Source organism: uncultured Fibrella sp., assembly GCF_964250085.1.
Lineage (GTDB): Bacteria > Bacteroidota > Bacteroidia > Cytophagales > Spirosomataceae > Fibrella.
Genome location: NZ_CAXUEC010000001.1, coordinates 531,008 through 549,185, shown reverse-complemented (window position 1 = coordinate 549,185; position 18,178 = coordinate 531,008). Strand labels below are relative to the sequence as shown.

Sequence of the window (18,178 nt, the reverse complement as noted above, 5' to 3'; positions counted from 1 at the left end):
TTGTAGAAATTGGTGCAGCACTATCAGGAGATAGGATGCACTAGGTCAAGGAATGGCGTATGGAAGTTCAACTATTCCTGCTCATGTTCAAGCCCTTCAGATCCACTTATTTATATTTCATCTTATGTATCCGACAATTTGAATGATTATGTGGCAGATGTATTCCATTTTTGAGGCTCTGAATCCCCAGTAGAATGTACCTTTTCAGAGTATCACAATCTGTCCTAAGCTTTCATAACTTCCTTTAAGGGCTCATCCGAGCTTTGTAAAAGAAGTTGAATGCCATTACGTAATTGTGTTGAAATTGACAAAAGCCGAACCAATTTGAAGGTCATTACTTTGCAAGATGCTTCATGTGAAGCATCTTGCAAAGTAATTGTCGATTTCATCACAAGTGTTATGCGCTTTATTTAAATTTCAAGTTAACTTTTTCACAAGAAATTGATGTTCTGAAATAATGGTTAATTTATTTACGCAACAAGAAGATACCGCTGATGCATTCGTTAGCTTACTACTAACCTCGGGTGTGCATGTGACTAAGCAGACCATATTAAGCAAGCTATCGCATCATGCAGATTATCCATCAATGACCGCTTTATGTGATGTATTAGATGATTTAAATATCGAAAATGTAGTTACAAGAATCTCTTCATCTGAATTGCGTGACATTCCATTACCTGCATTAGTTCAAGTACGTATCAATAATAAACTAGTCTTTGCAACCATACGTTTAATTAACGACCGTACTGTCGAATGGTACGATACCTTTAGTGATACGAAAAATCGCTGGAAAAGGATTGACTTCGATATTTTTGTACAAAAGTGGACAGGAGTAGCTCTGTTGATTAAGCCTGATGAGCATTCTGGTGAAAGTAATTATAATTTACAACAAAAACGAGAATTACAGCAAAAAGTTAGAAAATTCTCTGCTAATTTAATTATATTCTTTTGTCTATTTTACCCCTTCTATTATTTGTGGTATTTAGATAGTGAAATATCATTATTGGTATGCATTGAGATGATTGGTACTTTCATATGCATACTTCTTGTAGGACAAAACTTAAATTTCGATAGCAAGATAGCCAAAAAAATTTGTAGCATAGGAGACAGTAAATCTGGTTGTTATAATATCCTTCAATCTAAAGCAGCTTCTGTATTTAGCTGGTTAAGTTGGGCTGACATAGGTATTATCTATTTTTCTGGAGGTTTGACATCCACAATTATCATCTTACTAATAGATAAACAATCACTTTTTTACTTTCTATTTTTAATTAATATTCTGTCACTCCCTTATACAGTCTGGTCAATATATTTTCAGATTGTAGTTGCGAAGCAGATTTGTACTTTATGCATTATAATTCAACTGCTTCTTTGGTTAGAGTTTATAATATTTTACACGATGGGAATTAATAATATATTTTTTATGAATTTCGTGGATATTTCTCCAATTCTCTGGTCATACATTTTTGTATCTGTAGTATGGGTACACCTCAAAGAATTAATCAACAAATCTCAACAATTATTTCCCTTAAAGCGAGAAGTTTTAAAACTAAAATACTCAGAGGAATACTTAACTCATATGAAAGCTAAACAGGGGACCATGATGCCATATTTAGATGGAATGTTTCCATTAGTTTTAGGTAATCCTGAAAGCAGCATAGTTATCACTATAGTGACTAATCCTACATGCGCGGCTTGCGTAATTCAGCATGAACGTTTAACTAAATTATTAGACGATTCTCCTGACATACGTTGTGAGTTAATTTTGGTAGCTAGTTTAAAACCGAATGAAAAATCAGGCGATATTGCTAGAAGCCTATTCGCATTACCTCCCGATCAAGTAGATTACGCTCTGCGTAGTTGGTTCTCGTCACAAAATAGAGTAGCTTCAGACTGGAAAACTTTGATAAATGCCCCTGTAGTAACTGATGTACATACACAACAATTAAAGCACCATGTTACATGGTGTAATACTATGAAAATTCAGCATACACCTGTAATATATTTGAACGGCATCCTTTTACCTGATATTTTTAATATTTCCGAAATCCCGTATCTTTACAGAGCTTTATCTGCTGTGTAACCTTATTATTATCAACTTCTTATTATTTTAAGTTTGATTATTAACCAAATAAAGTTTATGAAAAATTCATTAGATTCTTTCCGGGGTCAAGCTCTTCCGGCTGCACAAATTAAAGCTATAAGAGGTGGCCAGATAATGGCATATTGTACCACAGGTAATAATGCTACTTGCTACAGAGATGTCAACGATGCGTCTAAAGCGTGTCAGCTTGAGCCTACATGTTAACAGATTGAAGTAGCATACGATGATTAATCATTAACGGGCTTTGTTGCATGGTTCATCATTAATGGTAAGTACTAAATGGGCAAGAGCAAGAAACAATGCCCCATAAGTTACTGTTTTTTGTAATTTCTGTTTGCTAAGTCTAAGTAAATCTACTCTATTGGCCTCTGATTTTGAAACAGACCATATAAGACACAATGCAACAAAGCTCAAAAAAATTTATAAGAGTCAATGCACTTTGTTATATGTGTATCAAGCTCAACATGAAACTTTGTCTTTCATAATTGCATATCTTGTTTCTTTAATATTTACCTGTTACACCATAAAAATGGGTATCTTTTGGGTTGTATTTGAATTTATAATTCTCAATACCTATGTATTTTCTAAAAAGGAATATAATACTGCTTTTATTTATTGCGATGGTTATTCATACTAAAGCTGAAGCCCAGCCCCCTTGTAAACTCCCGACAATACACTTTGCAGATGTCCAGAATCGTTTTGATTCCACTAAAAGTAGCGTTGGTGTGGTTCGAAAACTAAACCATATCAAAGATTTACTAGTTCTTACCAAGAATATTGTTAATCCTATACCATCGTTTGAGAAAGAGTGTAAAAATTGCCTATATCTAGAGTCAAGTTTGTTACAAAGTGACCCGAACTTATTAGATAGTCAATCTATTAACACCTTTTCCTATACACTAAAAATATTATTATATAATAATAAGAATCGTACAATATATGAAAAAGATTTTATTTATAGGAATTTGTCTAATCTTATGAAAAATAAGGCATTCCCAAACTTGCTGTCTGCCTCTTACAATGATGTGTTTTCTCTATTTGAAGAAGTAAATAATTCAAATAACATAGGTTCGCTTACTAGGAAAGATAAGTTTATTCCTATCTTTCTTGAAGATTCAAGAAAAAGTGTCAGAGTAACGCCCACTTGTATCTCTGAAATCTTTTCAAAACTTAATAGCATCACACCTAAAACAATGGGTAATGTTGTCAAAATTAAGTATAGCTTAAAAACTGTTAATAATGGATATGTAGTAGCATTTAAAGTTGTTGTAAGTCAAGATGGATTGATTTCAGAAAAAAATGGAAAAGCATTTTTTTCTGAAATATTTATTACTACTTCAGAGATAGTTAATGATGATTATTCGTTTTTCTATGGCAAACTTATGCTTTATCGGCACAAATTTATTACAGCAAATAACGAATATTAGGGTTTCAAGCTTGCTTAACTTCAGAGTGAAGCTTCACACTTAAGGAATCGAGCTAAGTGCTCTATAAAGCAAGTTTTGCTCAATTACCGCCGATCCCATTCATTAAGTTTTCATCAGGTACACGCCCACGAGTAGCATGTCGTAAGCTATGGTTACGTTTGAAAAGCAAAGAAGTCGCAATTCCCGCTTATTAGATGGCAACCATTAGTAGCCACTGTTTAATCATTATTTTGCATCCAAATTAATCTATAATTGACATGTTTACAAATCTTTCTCGATCCTGAACGAGCTCTCAATCTCGTGAGTATGCCTATCCAGCTTTTAAAGCTTAAGCTGTTTTAGTGTATCATTCAATATTTTAAAATGGCAATGGTAACTTACTAAAATCTTAAATAATTAAAAATTAAAATAAAGCTTTACAATGCAAATTGTTCTTAAATTTTCATCAATGGTAGTTACAATTTTATTGATGTTAGTTCTAAGGTAGTAGTTATCAGATAATTTCTTAACTTACTAAATAATTAATTAGCTATGAATAAATTTCCATTCTATCATCAATTAGATCAAATGGACTGTGGCTCTACCTGTCTTCGGATGATCGCTAAATATTATGGCCGTATTTTCACAGCACAGTCCCTACGGGACAAAACACAAATTAACAAAGATGGTGCTTCATTATTAGGAGTTGCGGAAGCAGCTGAGTCTATCGGTCTCCGATCTTTAGGAGTAAAAATTTCTTTTGAAAAGTTATGCAAAGAAGCTCCACTTCCTTGCATAGTACATTGGGGACAAAATCACTTTGTTGTCGTTCACGCAATAAAAAATGCGGACAATCAAAATAAGATGCGTACTTTTTTTAGTAAAGTTTGGAAGATGGGTAAAGCATTTTTCGGATATGCCCACCTCCCTTCTTCTGTTCAAATATTAAATGTTGATGTGAATGGTGGTTCAGATAGTTACCTGAATAGATCAAAACTTATTATAGATGAAACAACAGCAGAGCTTAACAAAAATATGGTTTACGTCGCTGATCCAGGCAAAGGATTTGTAACGTATACAGGAGAAGAGTTTTGCAGTCAATGGATAGCATCACGTAATAGAGGACAGCCTGAAGGCGTGGCTTTACTTTTAGAACCAACCCCAGCTTTTTTCGAGCAAGACGATGAGCACTCGCCTAATTACAGTTTTGAACGAGTTTTACATTATCTCTGGCAATATAAGCGCCTTTTAGCTCAACTAATTTTGGGTTTAGCGGTTAGTAGCGTGCTTCAATTAGTGTTCCCTCTGCTAACTCAATCAGTGGTAGACATAGGCATAAATACCCAAAATATATCGTTTATTTACCTGGTTTTAGTGGCTCAACTCATGCTTATGGCGGGGCGCTTATTGGTTGAGCTTGTTCAGGGTTGGTTGCTCCTTTATGTAAGTACTCGGGTTAATCTGAATATACTTTCTGATTTTCTTGTAAAACTCATGCGTTTGCCATTATCATATTTCGATACGAAACGATTTGGTGATATAATGCAACGTATCGGCGATCACCGTCGCGTTGAAACATTCGTAACTAGCCAGGCTCTACCAATACCCTTTGCTTTAGTCAACATGATAGGGCTTAGCCTTGTGGTGGCTTTTTACAATTTATCCATATTTGGCATTTACATGGCAGGTAGCCTACTATATGCGGGTTGGATTGTAATATTTCTTAAAAGACGACGTCAACTCGACATGAAGCGCTTCGATCTGTCAGCTAAAAATCAGAGTGTCCTTGTGGAGTTGATTCAAGGTATGCAAGAAATCAAACTGGCAGGGGCTGAACGACATAACAGATGGATGTGGGAGAGACTGCAAGCAAAGCTTTTTCGATTACAGATTAAGAGTTTGTCACTAGGGCAATTTCAGCAAGTGGGAGGTTTCTTGATTAATGATGGAAAGAACATACTTATCACTTTTCTCGCAGCACAGACTGTCATTAACGGACAACTTACCCTAGGAGCGATGTTAGCCTTGCAACAAATAATTGGGCAGTTGAATGGGCCTGTTAGCCAATTAATTAACTTCTCACAAAGCTTTCAAGATGCGAAAATAAGCTTAGAACGTCTCAATGAAATACATACTTTGACAGACGAGGAACCCCTCAGTTCGATCTTGATTGAGCAATTACCATCTGTCCACAGTCTAACATTAAAGGATGTTGCATTCACTTATCCAGGTGCTGGAAACGAGCCTGTTCTACGAAATATTAATTTATCCATTCTGGCAGGTAAAACAACGGCCATAGTAGGAATGAGTGGCAGTGGCAAAACTACATTACTTAAGCTACTTTTACGTTTTTACGAACCAAATGAAGGTGAGATCCGCTCTGGTGGCACAGCATTAAAGAACATAAGGCATTCATTTTGGAGGTCGCAATGCGGGGTTGTCATGCAAGACGGTTTCTTATTTTCTGATACCATAGCTCGTAACATTGCTGTGGGTGTTGAACAAATAGATAAGGCCAAACTTGATCACGCGGTTTGTGTAGCGAATCTTCAAATATTTGTTGAGTCACTTCCTTCAGGATTACACACAAAAATTGGAGCTGAAGGAAACGGAATTAGCCAAGGCCAACGCCAGCGAATTTTAATTGCCAGGGCTGTCTATAAGAATCCTCAATACATTTTCTTTGACGAGGCTACAAATGCTCTAGATGCAACTAATGAGGCAGTGATCATGAAAAACCTAGGTGATTTCTTCACAGGACGAACTGTGGTGATTGTCGCCCATCGGCTCAGCACCGTCTGTAATGCCGATCAAATAGTAGTGCTCGACAAATCACAATTAGCTGAATTAGGTACACATGCAGAACTGATAGCTCTGAGGGGAAGTTATTGGCAACTAGTAAAGAACCAATTGGAGCTAGGGGTATGAAGATATGTGACTGAAATTTCTACTGTCAAAGAATCAAATCTCATTTCACAAAAGGGGTATTAAAAACCCGGTAGTTTATGACATCAAAACCATTCATTGAACTTCATTCAGAAGAAGTTCAAGAAATAATGGCTCGACCACCGAGGTGGTTATTACGGTGGGGAATCACAGTTGTGGCTGTAGTAGTTTCTTTATTACTTATAGGTTCATTTCTATTTCATTATCCAGATCTGGTCCGGGCTTCATTTAAGTTAACATCCATAAATCCACCGCGTGCCGTTATAACTCGCACAGAAGGCAAGATCATAAGATTACTTGTACACGATGGACAAAACGTGTCAGCTGGATTTGCTATGGCTTATCTTGAAACTATAGCCGAGCACGAGGAGGTTTTACGTTTATCAAGAGAATTAAATAAAGCTTGGGTTATAGTTAGCCGCGGTGATCTCGAGAGATTAAATCAACTTAAATTATCTAACTACAGAAAGTTAGGTGAATTACAATCTGCCTATCAGACTTTCGAACAATCCAGGATTCAATTACAAGCCTATTTAAATAATGGTTTTTTTAGTAAAAAAAAGGCAATATTACTTCAAGAAATAGGTGATCTACAATCACTAGCTCTGAATCTTCATGAGCAACATGCCATTCAAGCTCAAGAAATGAAACTGGCACAAGAGGATTATGAGATTCAGAAACGACTTTTTAACGAAAAAGTGATTGCGCAGCTTGAGTTGAAGCGGGAAGAAAGTAAAAACATTGCTCGAAAGATACCTTACCAGCAGACCGCTTTATCTCTTATAAATAATCTTTCATTACAACGTGCCAAAAGAAAGGAAGTATTGGAACTCGAAAGACAAGTGTCGGAAGAAAGAGATAAGTTTATGCAAGCTTTAAACAGCCTATATAGTGCTACTGATTTTTGGAGAGCAAAATATATACTTTCAGCACCAGTGGGGGGACGCGTTTACTATTTAGGCTCTTTACAAGAAAACCAATCAGTATCTTTAAATCAAGAACTGTTTTATGTCGCGCCAACTAGTAGTGGTTTTATAGGGGAGCTATACATAAAGCAAGCTAATGCGGGTAAAGTGGAAGTGGGACAGGACGTGCTAATAAAATTCGCTGGTTATCCATATCAAGAGTTTGGTGCAGTCCGGGGCAGTATCACATCAATAGCTGCTATACCCTTGAAAGATAGCGTATTTATGGCTAAAGTAACACTTCCTACTGGCCTAACAACCACATATGGTAAATCGTTAATTTACAAGACAGGAATGACTGCAACCGCTGAAGTCATTACGGATGATAGTCGGTTAATCGAGAAGTTATTTTATCAATTACGAAAAATAACAAACGGTCGTTAGCTTATAAATGATACACTTATAAATACTTATTTAAATGTTACGGAAATAGGGCCTCTTCTATATTTTAAGTTGATAACACCCAATTGAGTAATCTACTTTTGGAGGTGGAATAATTCTTAACTATTGAAGTTTAATAAGAACTCTTCCACATCTAAAAGTAAAATGTTAATAGCAGTCTTAGAGCGTGTTTAGGATTTGAGAAAGGTTGAGAGCCGTGTCAACTTTGTGGTCGCCAAACTACAGGGTCATGACCAAACAGTGGAAGCCACTGACCGACCCTCAATGGGACCAATCGGCCGGCGATCCGGTTCGCTTTTTTTCAATCTGAAACGCAAGCGTAAGTATGAACTGCCGCACCGGCGGACCGACTTAATCATCGACATAATTTTATGGCTGCTACGCACGGGTTGTCAGTGGCGAAATCTACCTCCTGACTGGCCGCATTGGCAGGTGGTTTACTGTTACGCCAGCCCGGTACTACTTTGACCAATGGAAAAGCGATGGCACATTCGAGCAAATCAATGCGGCGTTGAACCAAATGGATCGTCAGCAAGCGGGCCGCGAGGCGTTTCCTTCGGCAGTATGCGTTGATTCACAAAGCATTAAGTTACACCCCATGATCTGGAAAAACCGTGGTTTTGATCGGCACAAATGTGTCAATGGCCGTAAACGCCAATTAATCGTTGATACGCAGGGTCGAATTTTGGTAGTGGGTGTGCATGCGGCTCAACAAGGTGATGGTCCCGCCGCTGTAGACTTGATAGGTGATCTATTGTGGCAGGTGGGCGATCGGTTAGAAAAAGTATATGGTGATCAAGCTGCATCGGCGGTCCGATTACAATGGCGTTTTTGCCAGAACGTTGGCCGAGTGGAGACGGTACGCCGTTGCGATCGATTTTGAAAAGGCTTCACGGCCTGAATCGGCACGTGGTTTCGTTCATGTTGCAAAGCGTTGGGTAGTCGAGAGAACTATTGCTTGGACAAACTTCTTCCGTCGAGTTGCCAAGGATTACGAGTGCACCATATCATCTTCGGCGAATTGGCTGTATGTGGCTAATATTCAGATCATGCTGCAACGAATTGACGCTTAGAGCCAAACATACTTCCCCTACACGCTCTTAATACTTTACATTTCGTGTTAAAGCGAAGAAGGTAGGACTATATAAGACGCACAGTACTGGACATGGGCTGCATCTATAGCAAAAGCGAGGTCATAGAGCTTGCTTTGTTGTGTGAAGAACGTACCAAAACTCTATGCCTCGCTGTTGGACAAACCTAAGCCATATGCTGAGGAGTTGACACCCGCCCTGCTAAAAAATTTGGTGCTAGTGGGCTGTCTCATCCTGGTCAAAGAGACCGTCAACTTAAACAAACTCAAGAACCATGTCGGCATCTTACTGGGTAATAATCAGACGCTGGCGGAGTCCAATTATCGGCGGCTGACCCGATTTTCCAGCTACCTATTGCTCAACGTAAGCTTTGGAAGTGGCTCATCAGTTGGATGATCACCTATGTCAGCAAGTGGGATGGCCGCTCGTTGAGCGTCTATCTGACACTCGATGCTACGAGTTGGAAGTTTGGGGCCGTCAACATTCAGCTATTGGTCTTAAGCCTAGTGTATCGAAACGTCAGCCTACCCCTGTATTGGGTCAATCTGGCTAAGAAAGGCCACTCCGCACAACAACAGCGAAAGCGTGTTTTGCAACAGGCTATGTTATTATATCCGTTGACAGGAATGTGCCTGTTAGCTGATCGGGAATATGTAGGTAAAGACTGGTTTATGTTTTTACAAGACAGTGGCTTACAGTTCATTATTCGTCTCACTAAACACGATTACAAGAACGAAATTAGTCGGGGCAGACGACGCTATGAGAGCATGCTCCAATCGGCATCAAAGGGCAAGTTGTGCGGGCAGGATTTTATACTGGAGAGACAGCTTTACCAGTTTGTGGCTCTGCGCAATGAAGATCAGCCGACAGGCGATGATGCTCTGATATTGCTTGTCAGTAACACACGCTGGACTCACCGTCAGATTGGGGATTATGGTGCGCCCCATATTTAGCGGCTCCGTCCGCAGGGCGGACCATCCAAACACCAACAGATTTCGTTTATGGTAGCGGGTTTACAAGCAATCTAGAACCAAATCACATCTCGATTATCAAAAGGCAGATCTAGCCCCCCAAGTAGTCCGTCCGTTGGGCAAAAAGGTAGCTATGAGGTTCAGATGAGAGCGGCCCGCTAGGTCCATTAGGGTAGGTTCTGGCCTTATAAGTACCCACGCATGAGCTAGAAAGGCAGTAAATGATGAGCAGACACATAATTAGACACAATGACACGCCTCTAATCCTTAGCTTTTTTTAAGCCCTACTAAATGCTCATCCCACCACTGTTAGATGGCCAGCTCATCGAGTCGACAAGCGAGTCCAGCAGGTTTTCCAGTTCAGGGCATTGAGGCCGTCTTAACGGTATTTTTTAAGGATTTGGCTAACCCCATCATTTCCAAGGCTTAGTTGAGGCCAGTTCTGCTCTTCGAGAACAGCACAACGCAGTGCGACAGTTCGTGATCAGCAGGTGAGTAAGTTGTCATACTTATATTAGGAATTTTCTTTTCGAACCTACTCACATCAAAAATAAAGCACTTTAATGATTAAGATTTAAATGAAATTAGTATATTGAGCCCTTCAAAGTAGCCAATATATGCAAAAGTTAAGCAAAATCAGTACATGAATTCTCCAACCAAACTTGCTTACCGATATTTCTGTTACTGTGTACGTTGATTACACAATGAGCAACGTATCTGATAATGTTTACAAAAAAATCAAATGATTTGAAGCTAATCAATTATTTGTCAGAAGCTTGTATAGATTGACATGCAAGCTATCGGCCTGCTAACTCACTTAAAAGAGTTTTGTTTTGTAGCAATATTTTGGACCCTTGACATAGTAGGTAACAAGAGACGCCACCACAAGTATTAACTAGCAAGATTTGTACACATTCCGCTGTGTTTTACGCAGATTTTACTAAGATTGACTTATTGAACCGATGCAAAGGTCACGAGACGTACAAAATAAGAATATAGTGAGAAATTGGATCTATGGTTTTGCATAATCTCTCTAGGAACTATATAATGACGTACGGGAAGTTAATTTTAATTTAATGTAATATAGCTACCGCAATATTACATCTCATGATGAGGGATTCATTAGAATCATTATATATCGTTTCACTTTTTAAATTTTAAATTGACATGGAAAGTCTTTTGACAAAATTTTCAAGCAATTTGCTTTCAAGAGAGCAAATAAAAGCCGTAAAAGGCGGACAGTGGTTTTATGATTATCAGTGTGAATGTGGCGCTGTAGTCTACTCTGGTGGGGGTACTATTGATGATTACCGTAGGGATGCTCAGAATAACTGTGATGCTGGCACCCCTGTTTCTTGTACCTTTACTGATCGTTACGCTCTACCCTCATAATGCTAAGCTTTAGTTAGAATATGTTTGACTATTTTCTGTACTTTTACTGTACTTTATCAATGTAATAATGTTTCCGTTACTCTGGCATTTAACTCAGAGTAACGGATTTCCTGTTTTGATATACCATGAAAAATCAATCTTTAGTTTTGTTGCAAAGCATAATTATACTTTGTATAATTAGTGAATTCGCTAATGGCCAGAGTTATGATAATATAAGTTTCGCATACCCAGATAGTTTAAAAAAAAATCAAATTGATTTTATATATGACCCTGCAAATACAGCTCTTAGTAATTCAAAAACGACTAACGCAATTGTTTATATAAATGAATTGACAAATGAGGAACCTCATGCAGTTGAATTGAAATTAGAACAACGTGATAAAAAATGGTCTGGAAAAATAGTTTTAAGTCAGCAAGCAGTGAGTATAATGTTAGTGTTTTCAGATACTTTAAACAATGTTGATAATAACGAAGGTAAAGGGTATTGGGTACCTATGACTGAGAATAATAAAGCTAAACCAGGTGCGTTTGCTAGCATCGCCTATATGTATTCAGGCGCTTGGCCATCAGAGCGGTACCATATTTCAAGTCAAAAAAATTTAGCGAAGAGACTTTTTGAAGAAGATTTTACCCAGCATTCATTTATCAAAAGATTTTATTTCAGGTGGTATTTATCTTCCTTAGATAAAAATAATGATACACAGCTTGTTACTTTTAAAAGCGAGCTTAGTGAATTTTCAGCTTTATCGGATTTATCAGAATGGGATTTATTAGCAATTAGCAAATTCTATCGGAGCATTAATGATGAAAGCCAGGCTGTAAAATATAATAAATTAGTTTTTGTCAAGTATCCCCAAGGATGCTGGGCTTTACAACAAGCCTCAATGGGTTTACAAAAAGAATTTTTTGAAGCGAAGTCATTATATGAAAAAGATAAAATATACAGAAAATTTAAACAAAAATACAACCACTATGATGATGAGCTTACCGAAAGATACTTCGATTTGAGGAAAGGAATTACTATGCTAAGTCGTCTAGCACCCTTTTATGTAGAGAATGATCAGGTTGAGGAATGGCATAAAGAGGTAAATGGACTAAGTGATGATTTTAAGTATCCTACGCTAATATATGCAGCTAAGTCTCTTAACGAATCAGGACATGCTAAAGAAGGTGAGCTTTTTGCTAAGCAAGCAGTGAATTGGATGCAAACTTATTTAGATGCTAATCATCGCATTAAGACAGAGCATAGTTTTTATACAAATAGCGAAATTAGAAAGTTTAGGGAGCAAAGATTAACAGAATATCTTGGCATTTTGGGTTCTAGCTTACAGCTTCAAAATAAAGACAGCGAGGCTGAAATTATTTTGAAGGATGCTGCAATTACTTATGGTCATAGCACTGACCATAATATAAACATAAATTATATTGAAGTGCTTCTGAAGTTAAAATACATTGAAAAAGCAATAGCCTATTGGACTTACCTAACCGAAAATGGGAAAGTGGAATTGTATGCCGAAAGCCAAATTCACGATTTATTTAGCAAGTATAACATTAAGCTGAGTGTATTACCTCATAGTGCAGATAAAAAATTTGTTTTTAAAAATGTTAATTTGATTAATGAACACATTGAAGATTTTATATTTAGTCAAAAAAATGGTAAATTAATAAGTAGATCTGATTACTCTAATAAAATAATTTTAATTGATTTTTGGGCCACTTGGTGTGCACCATGTATTGATGGCCTTAATGTGATGCAGAAGGTATTCGAAAAATATAAAAATGATCCAGATGTAATAATTCTCACAGTTAATACAATGGAGAGAAATGACGAATTAGAGAAAGTTGATAATACAATTAACAAAATTGTTAGTACTAACAATTTTACTTTCCCCATTCTTTTTGATAGAAAGAACAGAGCAGTATCACAAGCTAAGGTAAACGCTTTACCTGCAAGAATTCTAATAGATAAGTTGGGAAGACTAAGATCTCGGTCTATTGGTGTTCGAGGAACCTTAGATGACCAATTTCAAGAAATTAGTCATCTAATCGAAATGGTTCGTTAGATAACAAACATCCATTATAATTCATAATGTGCATTAGATATTGTTATTCTACCTGTCCTTACCCTTTCGAGAGCCAAGTTTGAGTTGGGTTTGAGCCGTCATGCAGATATCCCCAATTTCTGGCTCTTACGCACTTTGTGTGGTGAAGTATAAATGTTCTTTCTAGTAAACCACACTCAACCACGCGTCCTGCCAATTTGAATAAAAAACTACATAAAGTGCGTAAGAGCCAATAAACTGGACCATTCTAAAGTAAAAACTTCGGGCGATTTTTCGGCACTTTTATAACCAAACAATCGCTAATAAAAAAACTAAATTCACGAAGCGCAGGTCGTATTTCCCCTTGGCAAGACGACACGGGCACCGTCGTTGCGGAAGTCTAGGTAAAATGGGAATTAGGGAAGCCACCTTCTATAATTGGAGAAGGAAGTTTGGTAGTTAATGGTCTCAGGGCGGGTAGTTCGAGTACGGTGACGACCCTAACGTAAGACAGTGGCCAGGTAGGGTAGCGAGCCGATTTAGAAGGTCATTCGCCACACACTGCCATCCGGCTACAGCTCTCCTCATGTGACCAGTCATACTGGTGTATGGTATCATGCAGGCGCTGAACCGACTCGGGTTCGGCCAGGGTGGAGAAAATATGGGACAAAAGTCTCCATAAAACAATTGCTGAACCGCGATTGCCGCTGACGCAATTTCACAGAATACGCAACCTAGCTTAGTTACCTTGTTCATTAGGTTTAGTTGATTGCCTCAAACGTTAAACGGGACGAATGAAGTGCCAAGCAACTAACTTGTCCATTGTCAAGCAGACCTGAACAAAGCGAAATAAGTGACTAATTAGAAGCTAATAAGCCTTTTTAGGCTTTTAAAACAGAGGTTAAACTATTGGCTAAGTTTTCTCGATAGCCATTAAATAACTTGTTTCCCGGCGGCAGGTAACAGTTAATTGCTCCAACAAAATGGCCTTGCGTTGAGCGATGCGGTCCTTGTAAGGATTCTGTCCGAATGTAATCAGCGAGGTAAGGTGTTGTGCCTTATACCGGGCTTATTCGATAGTTAAAGGTAAACCTTGAAACCGACCACTCTTAATACACACAGGGTTGCCTTGTACTTTCCGGTTGTCCAGTTTATTAGCAACAAAACTGGACAGGCTGATAAGGATTTCTAGGCTTTTCCGCACTCAATCAAGGTCGCTCTGGTGAGAACTGATTCATGGAAAAGGTTGCAATTGCAAGTAGGATTTAATAAACTAAAATCAGATTGATTAGCGATACACTATCTTTTTGGGGGACCTAGTGGGGTACCTAAACTGAAGTAAAGAGCAATACAATCGAATGATTTAAATGGCATAGGAGCCAAAAATGGAATCCTGCTCGAGGAGCCAAAACTCTTATCACCCAATATTATTTGTTCTTAATAGCCTTGAAAAAAGCCAAGCTTTTCAGGGCTTTCGGCGTATTTTTTCATTTACCGACACAAACCCGGATTATCCCACATTGATCCAATTTGGGGGACCATTGGGGGACCATTTCGCTAATTACATAGTCTTGGTCCCCCATTTATCCATCAAAGACCAACCGCCAGCTGTAGAAAAGGAGCAACATCATGCCATTGACTGACATGCAATGCCGCACTGCTAAACCCAAAGACAAACCGTACAAACTGTTCGATAGTGAAGGCCTCTATCTAGAAGTACGCCCATCCGGTAGTATGAATTGGCGGCTAAAATATCGGATTCATCAAAAAGAGAAACGGATCGCTCTTGGCGCCTATCCTAAGTTATCTCTCCTGGAAGCGCGTCGAGAAAAAGACCGGATAAAAACTGAACTGAAAGACGGCTATGATCCACTTTTTGTCAAGCTTGAAAAGCAACAGACCGCTGCGTTTAACCATGCACAGACATTTGAAGTGGTCGCCAGAGAATGGCACAGCAAGGGACTAGACAGCTGGAATCCCCGTTATGGGCAGACGGTTCTGTACCGCTTAGAGAAATACACTTTTCACGAAATCGGCCATTACCCGCTGAATACGCTAAAGCCCCTTGTCATTTTAGCTTGTTTGCAAAAGATCGAGAAGACCGCCCCTGACATGGCCCGTCGCATCAAGCAATTGATCAGTCATATTTGCCGCTACGCGATTGTAACCAGCCGATTGGATCGAGATTTAACCATCGGCTTGGAAACCGCGTTGACTAAATACAGAAAGGGCCATTTTGCTTCCATTGACATCGATGAATTGCCCTTGTTTTTACTCGCCTTGCATCATCATAAAGCGCGCCTTTATCGACAGACCTACTTAGCCATTCGCTTGCTGTTTCTGACATTTGTTCGTACGAGTGAATTGATTGAAGCCAAGTGGACCGAGATTGATCTTGACCAGGCAATGTGGACCATACCCCCTGAACGCATGAAGATGCGCAGTCCACATCTGGTGCCATTATCTACTCAAGCGTTAGCTATCCTGATTGAACTGAAAGAGTTGAACGGCCATCGCGAGTATGTGTTTCCTAGCCTGCCGAGGCCTAGAAAGCCTATGAGCAAAGGAGCTATTCTGGTTGCGCTAAAACGGATGGGTTACAGCAACCGAATGACCGGACATGGGTTTCGCTCACTTGCTTTAGGAATCTTGAAAGAGAAATTAGGGATAACTCACGAGATTGCAGATCGACAATTAGCCCATGCGCCCAGAAACAGTACAGACCGTGCCTATGACCGAGCCAAGTTTTTACCGCAACGCATTATGATGATGCAACAGTACGCGGATTATCTGGACGCCGTGTATCGTCAGGAACTGGCTAAAGACAATTCAGCTAAGACTTTTTCTTGTCACAACACTATGGTATTTTGTTCCCATGTCTAATCCGCTTCCTTCGAATTACACGCAACTGCTCGATGAACTGAAAGCCAACATTCGTCAGGCGCGATTACGCGCAACGGTGGCCGCTAACGCCGAGCTTTTACAGTTATATTGGCAAATTGGTAAACAGACATTGACTCAGCAGGAACAGGCCCAATGGGGCGATAAAATAACCGCGCAACTGGCCGTTGATTTGCAGAGTGAATTCCCCACCATGAAAGGGTTGTCACACCGTAACATCAAGTATATGAGGCAGTTTGCCGTTGCCTATACTGATTTCTCAATTGGGCAACGACCGGTTGCCCAATTATCTTGGTCTCATCATATCATTTTGATGGACAAACTGACCCAGCCGGAAGAGCGTCAGTTTTAATTGATTAATAATGAGTTTCTTTTGTGGCGTTTGGTATATCGAGCGATAGATAAGTGCCAAGTTGGAAAGGAAGTTGAGAAAAGTATTTCTGCTAATATAATTGCTCTCCTATCTAGCTATATTTAATAGCTTAAACAAGTTTCAACTCGCAATAGCTTTAGGAATTATGTCTAATAGGTTATCGGCTGATGGGAAAGCCCTAGAAAAACTAGTAGCGTTAATATATGAAACACTTAAAGAGTATCCAGGCTCAGAAGTAATCCATGATATTAAGTTGGATAACATATTAGGCACTAAGTCGCAATTTGATGTTATAATAAAAGCTAAGTTTGGTTTTACTACTTCAATGGTGGCGATAGAGTGTAAAGATTTCGGAGGCCCTATTGAAATTAGTAAAATTCATGATTTTAATGGTCGTTGTTCAATAGTAAAAGGTATAACGAAAAAAATATTTGTTGCCGTTAATGATTATCAGAGAAGCGCTATACTCATGGCTTCGAAGGTTGCTAATATTGAGTTGTTTGATTTAAAAGAAATTTCTGCTGATACACTATTTGAATGGGTTTTACCGGCTTCAATAAAAATTGGGTATGCTAGTGCATGGTATTTACATGGTGTATCATTCCATTTGAAAGACAAAAGATGTTTCAAATATGACAGAAAAGACATAGATGCAAGAACGTTAATTCTTTGTGGACCAACAGACACCGTTTCAATTGGCCAATTATTTCATAATATTATAGATGCAGGTGGTATCGAAAATGTCAAAAACTTTGTGAGTAACGAAATGTCGAAAGACACATGGGATACCGGTACTATAAAAACAAAAGTTAGTTTATTCTTTAATAAAGGGGGTGAAGATTTTGCTCTTATTTTAAACGATATTATATACTTTTTAGAGAGCATAGAATTACATTTAGAAATTGTACACACTATAGTTTCGGCTGATAGCACAATTGCTAGGCAGTATAAAACGACAGCAAACGAAAAATCTAAATCAAGTAATTTTGCTAGTATACTATCTGGTCGATTTAAAGCCACTGACAAGCTGTTTGATTTCGATATAATTAAAAGCGAAACGAATGGAAAAATATCCGTCTTTTACAGAGACGTCAATAACAAATTTTCATTACTAAAGAATAAGAGTACTACAGTAAAGAAATCAAGTAAAAAGCCTACTAGGAAGCGTAAATGACTAACTAATTAAGTATGACAGAACCAGAACTAATAGATGACCTCTTAAATCATATCGCTGGTGGCAACTTTGTGTTTGTGTCAAAAAGTACAGACCGAGAAGTAATAAAAGCCATTGATAAAGCAATTGCCTATAGTTTGGTTGTACCGGATGGGCGTTTGGGGTGGTCGGGTTTTGGCGGACAGTCTCTTGCTAATTTTGAGAGATGTGTTTAGACTCAAATTGAACAGGACTGCAATACTGTAAACTGGAGTGCTTGCGCACCCCGTTGTATGGGGTGGTCCTATTTGGCCGGACACTTCACTTTTGAGAGTTTAATAAAACAGTTTGGTAAAATTGGTTTTCAAAAGCAATCCGAACCAGTACTGATATAGGCTTAGCAATCCGACTGCTTAGTGTAAAAAGGTAAAA

At 38.5% G+C, this 18,178-nt stretch carries 12 protein-coding genes; all 12 read left to right on the top strand.

Features of this window, described 5'->3' with window-relative positions:
• Positions 1–457 precede the first annotated feature (457 nt).
• The 12 genes from ACFE8Q_RS02245 to ACFE8Q_RS02190 all read left to right on the top strand — a co-directional run bounded on the left by ACFE8Q_RS02245 (position 458) and on the right by ACFE8Q_RS02190 (position 17,982).
• Entirely contained in the window at positions 458–2,083 is a 1,626-nt protein-coding gene (locus ACFE8Q_RS02245) for a vitamin K epoxide reductase family protein (protein WP_375443722.1), read from the top strand.
• A 596-nt stretch (positions 2,084–2,679) separates the two neighbouring features.
• Positions 2,680–3,531, top strand: coding sequence for a hypothetical protein (locus tag ACFE8Q_RS02240; protein ID WP_375443721.1), 852 nt, complete (start codon positions 2,680–2,682; stop codon positions 3,529–3,531).
• Between the two features lie 531 nt (positions 3,532–4,062).
• Positions 4,063–6,438 carry a peptidase domain-containing ABC transporter gene (locus ACFE8Q_RS02235; RefSeq protein WP_375443720.1) on the top strand — a complete coding sequence of 792 codons (2,376 nt, stop codon included), beginning with the start codon at positions 4,063–4,065 and terminating at the stop codon, positions 6,436–6,438.
• 77 nt (positions 6,439–6,515) lie between these two features.
• Positions 6,516–7,805: a hypothetical protein gene (locus tag ACFE8Q_RS02230; RefSeq protein WP_375443719.1), complete on the top strand. Its 1,290-nt coding sequence runs from the start codon at positions 6,516–6,518 to the stop codon at positions 7,803–7,805.
• 282 nt (positions 7,806–8,087) lie between these two features.
• Positions 8,088–8,291 carry a transposase gene (locus ACFE8Q_RS02225; RefSeq protein ID WP_375443718.1) on the top strand — a complete coding sequence of 68 codons (204 nt, stop codon included), beginning with the start codon at positions 8,088–8,090 and terminating at the stop codon, positions 8,289–8,291.
• 52 nt (positions 8,292–8,343) lie between these two features.
• The gene (locus tag ACFE8Q_RS02220; protein ID WP_375443717.1) at positions 8,344–8,706 is read left to right on the top strand and encodes a transposase; all 363 of its coding nucleotides are present in this window, start codon (positions 8,344–8,346) and stop codon (positions 8,704–8,706) included.
• A gap of 600 nt (positions 8,707–9,306) precedes the next feature.
• A complete protein-coding gene (locus ACFE8Q_RS02215; protein WP_375443716.1) occupies positions 9,307–9,867 on the top strand; it encodes a transposase in 561 nt (186 codons plus the stop codon).
• Between the two features lie 1,535 nt (positions 9,868–11,402).
• Positions 11,403–13,340, top strand: coding sequence for a TlpA family protein disulfide reductase (locus tag ACFE8Q_RS02210; protein WP_375443715.1), 1,938 nt, complete (start codon positions 11,403–11,405; stop codon positions 13,338–13,340).
• 1,608 nt (positions 13,341–14,948) lie between these two features.
• Positions 14,949–16,202, top strand: a complete 1,254-nt coding sequence (locus ACFE8Q_RS02205) for a tyrosine-type recombinase/integrase (RefSeq protein ID WP_375443714.1) — start codon at positions 14,949–14,951, stop codon at positions 16,200–16,202.
• Positions 16,195–16,572 carry a DUF1016 N-terminal domain-containing protein gene (locus ACFE8Q_RS02200; protein ID WP_375443713.1) on the top strand — a complete coding sequence of 126 codons (378 nt, stop codon included), beginning with the start codon at positions 16,195–16,197 and terminating at the stop codon, positions 16,570–16,572. Before ACFE8Q_RS02205 ends, ACFE8Q_RS02200 begins: the two co-directional genes overlap by 8 nt.
• Positions 16,573–16,738: 166 nt before the next feature.
• The gene (locus ACFE8Q_RS02195) at positions 16,739–17,767 is read left to right on the top strand and encodes a restriction endonuclease (RefSeq protein ID WP_375443712.1); all 1,029 of its coding nucleotides are present in this window, start codon (positions 16,739–16,741) and stop codon (positions 17,765–17,767) included.
• A 14-nt stretch (positions 17,768–17,781) separates the two neighbouring features.
• Complete coding sequence (locus tag ACFE8Q_RS02190; protein ID WP_375443711.1) at positions 17,782–17,982, top strand: hypothetical protein; 201 nt, start codon at positions 17,782–17,784, stop codon at positions 17,980–17,982.
• Positions 17,983–18,178 lie beyond the last annotated feature (196 nt).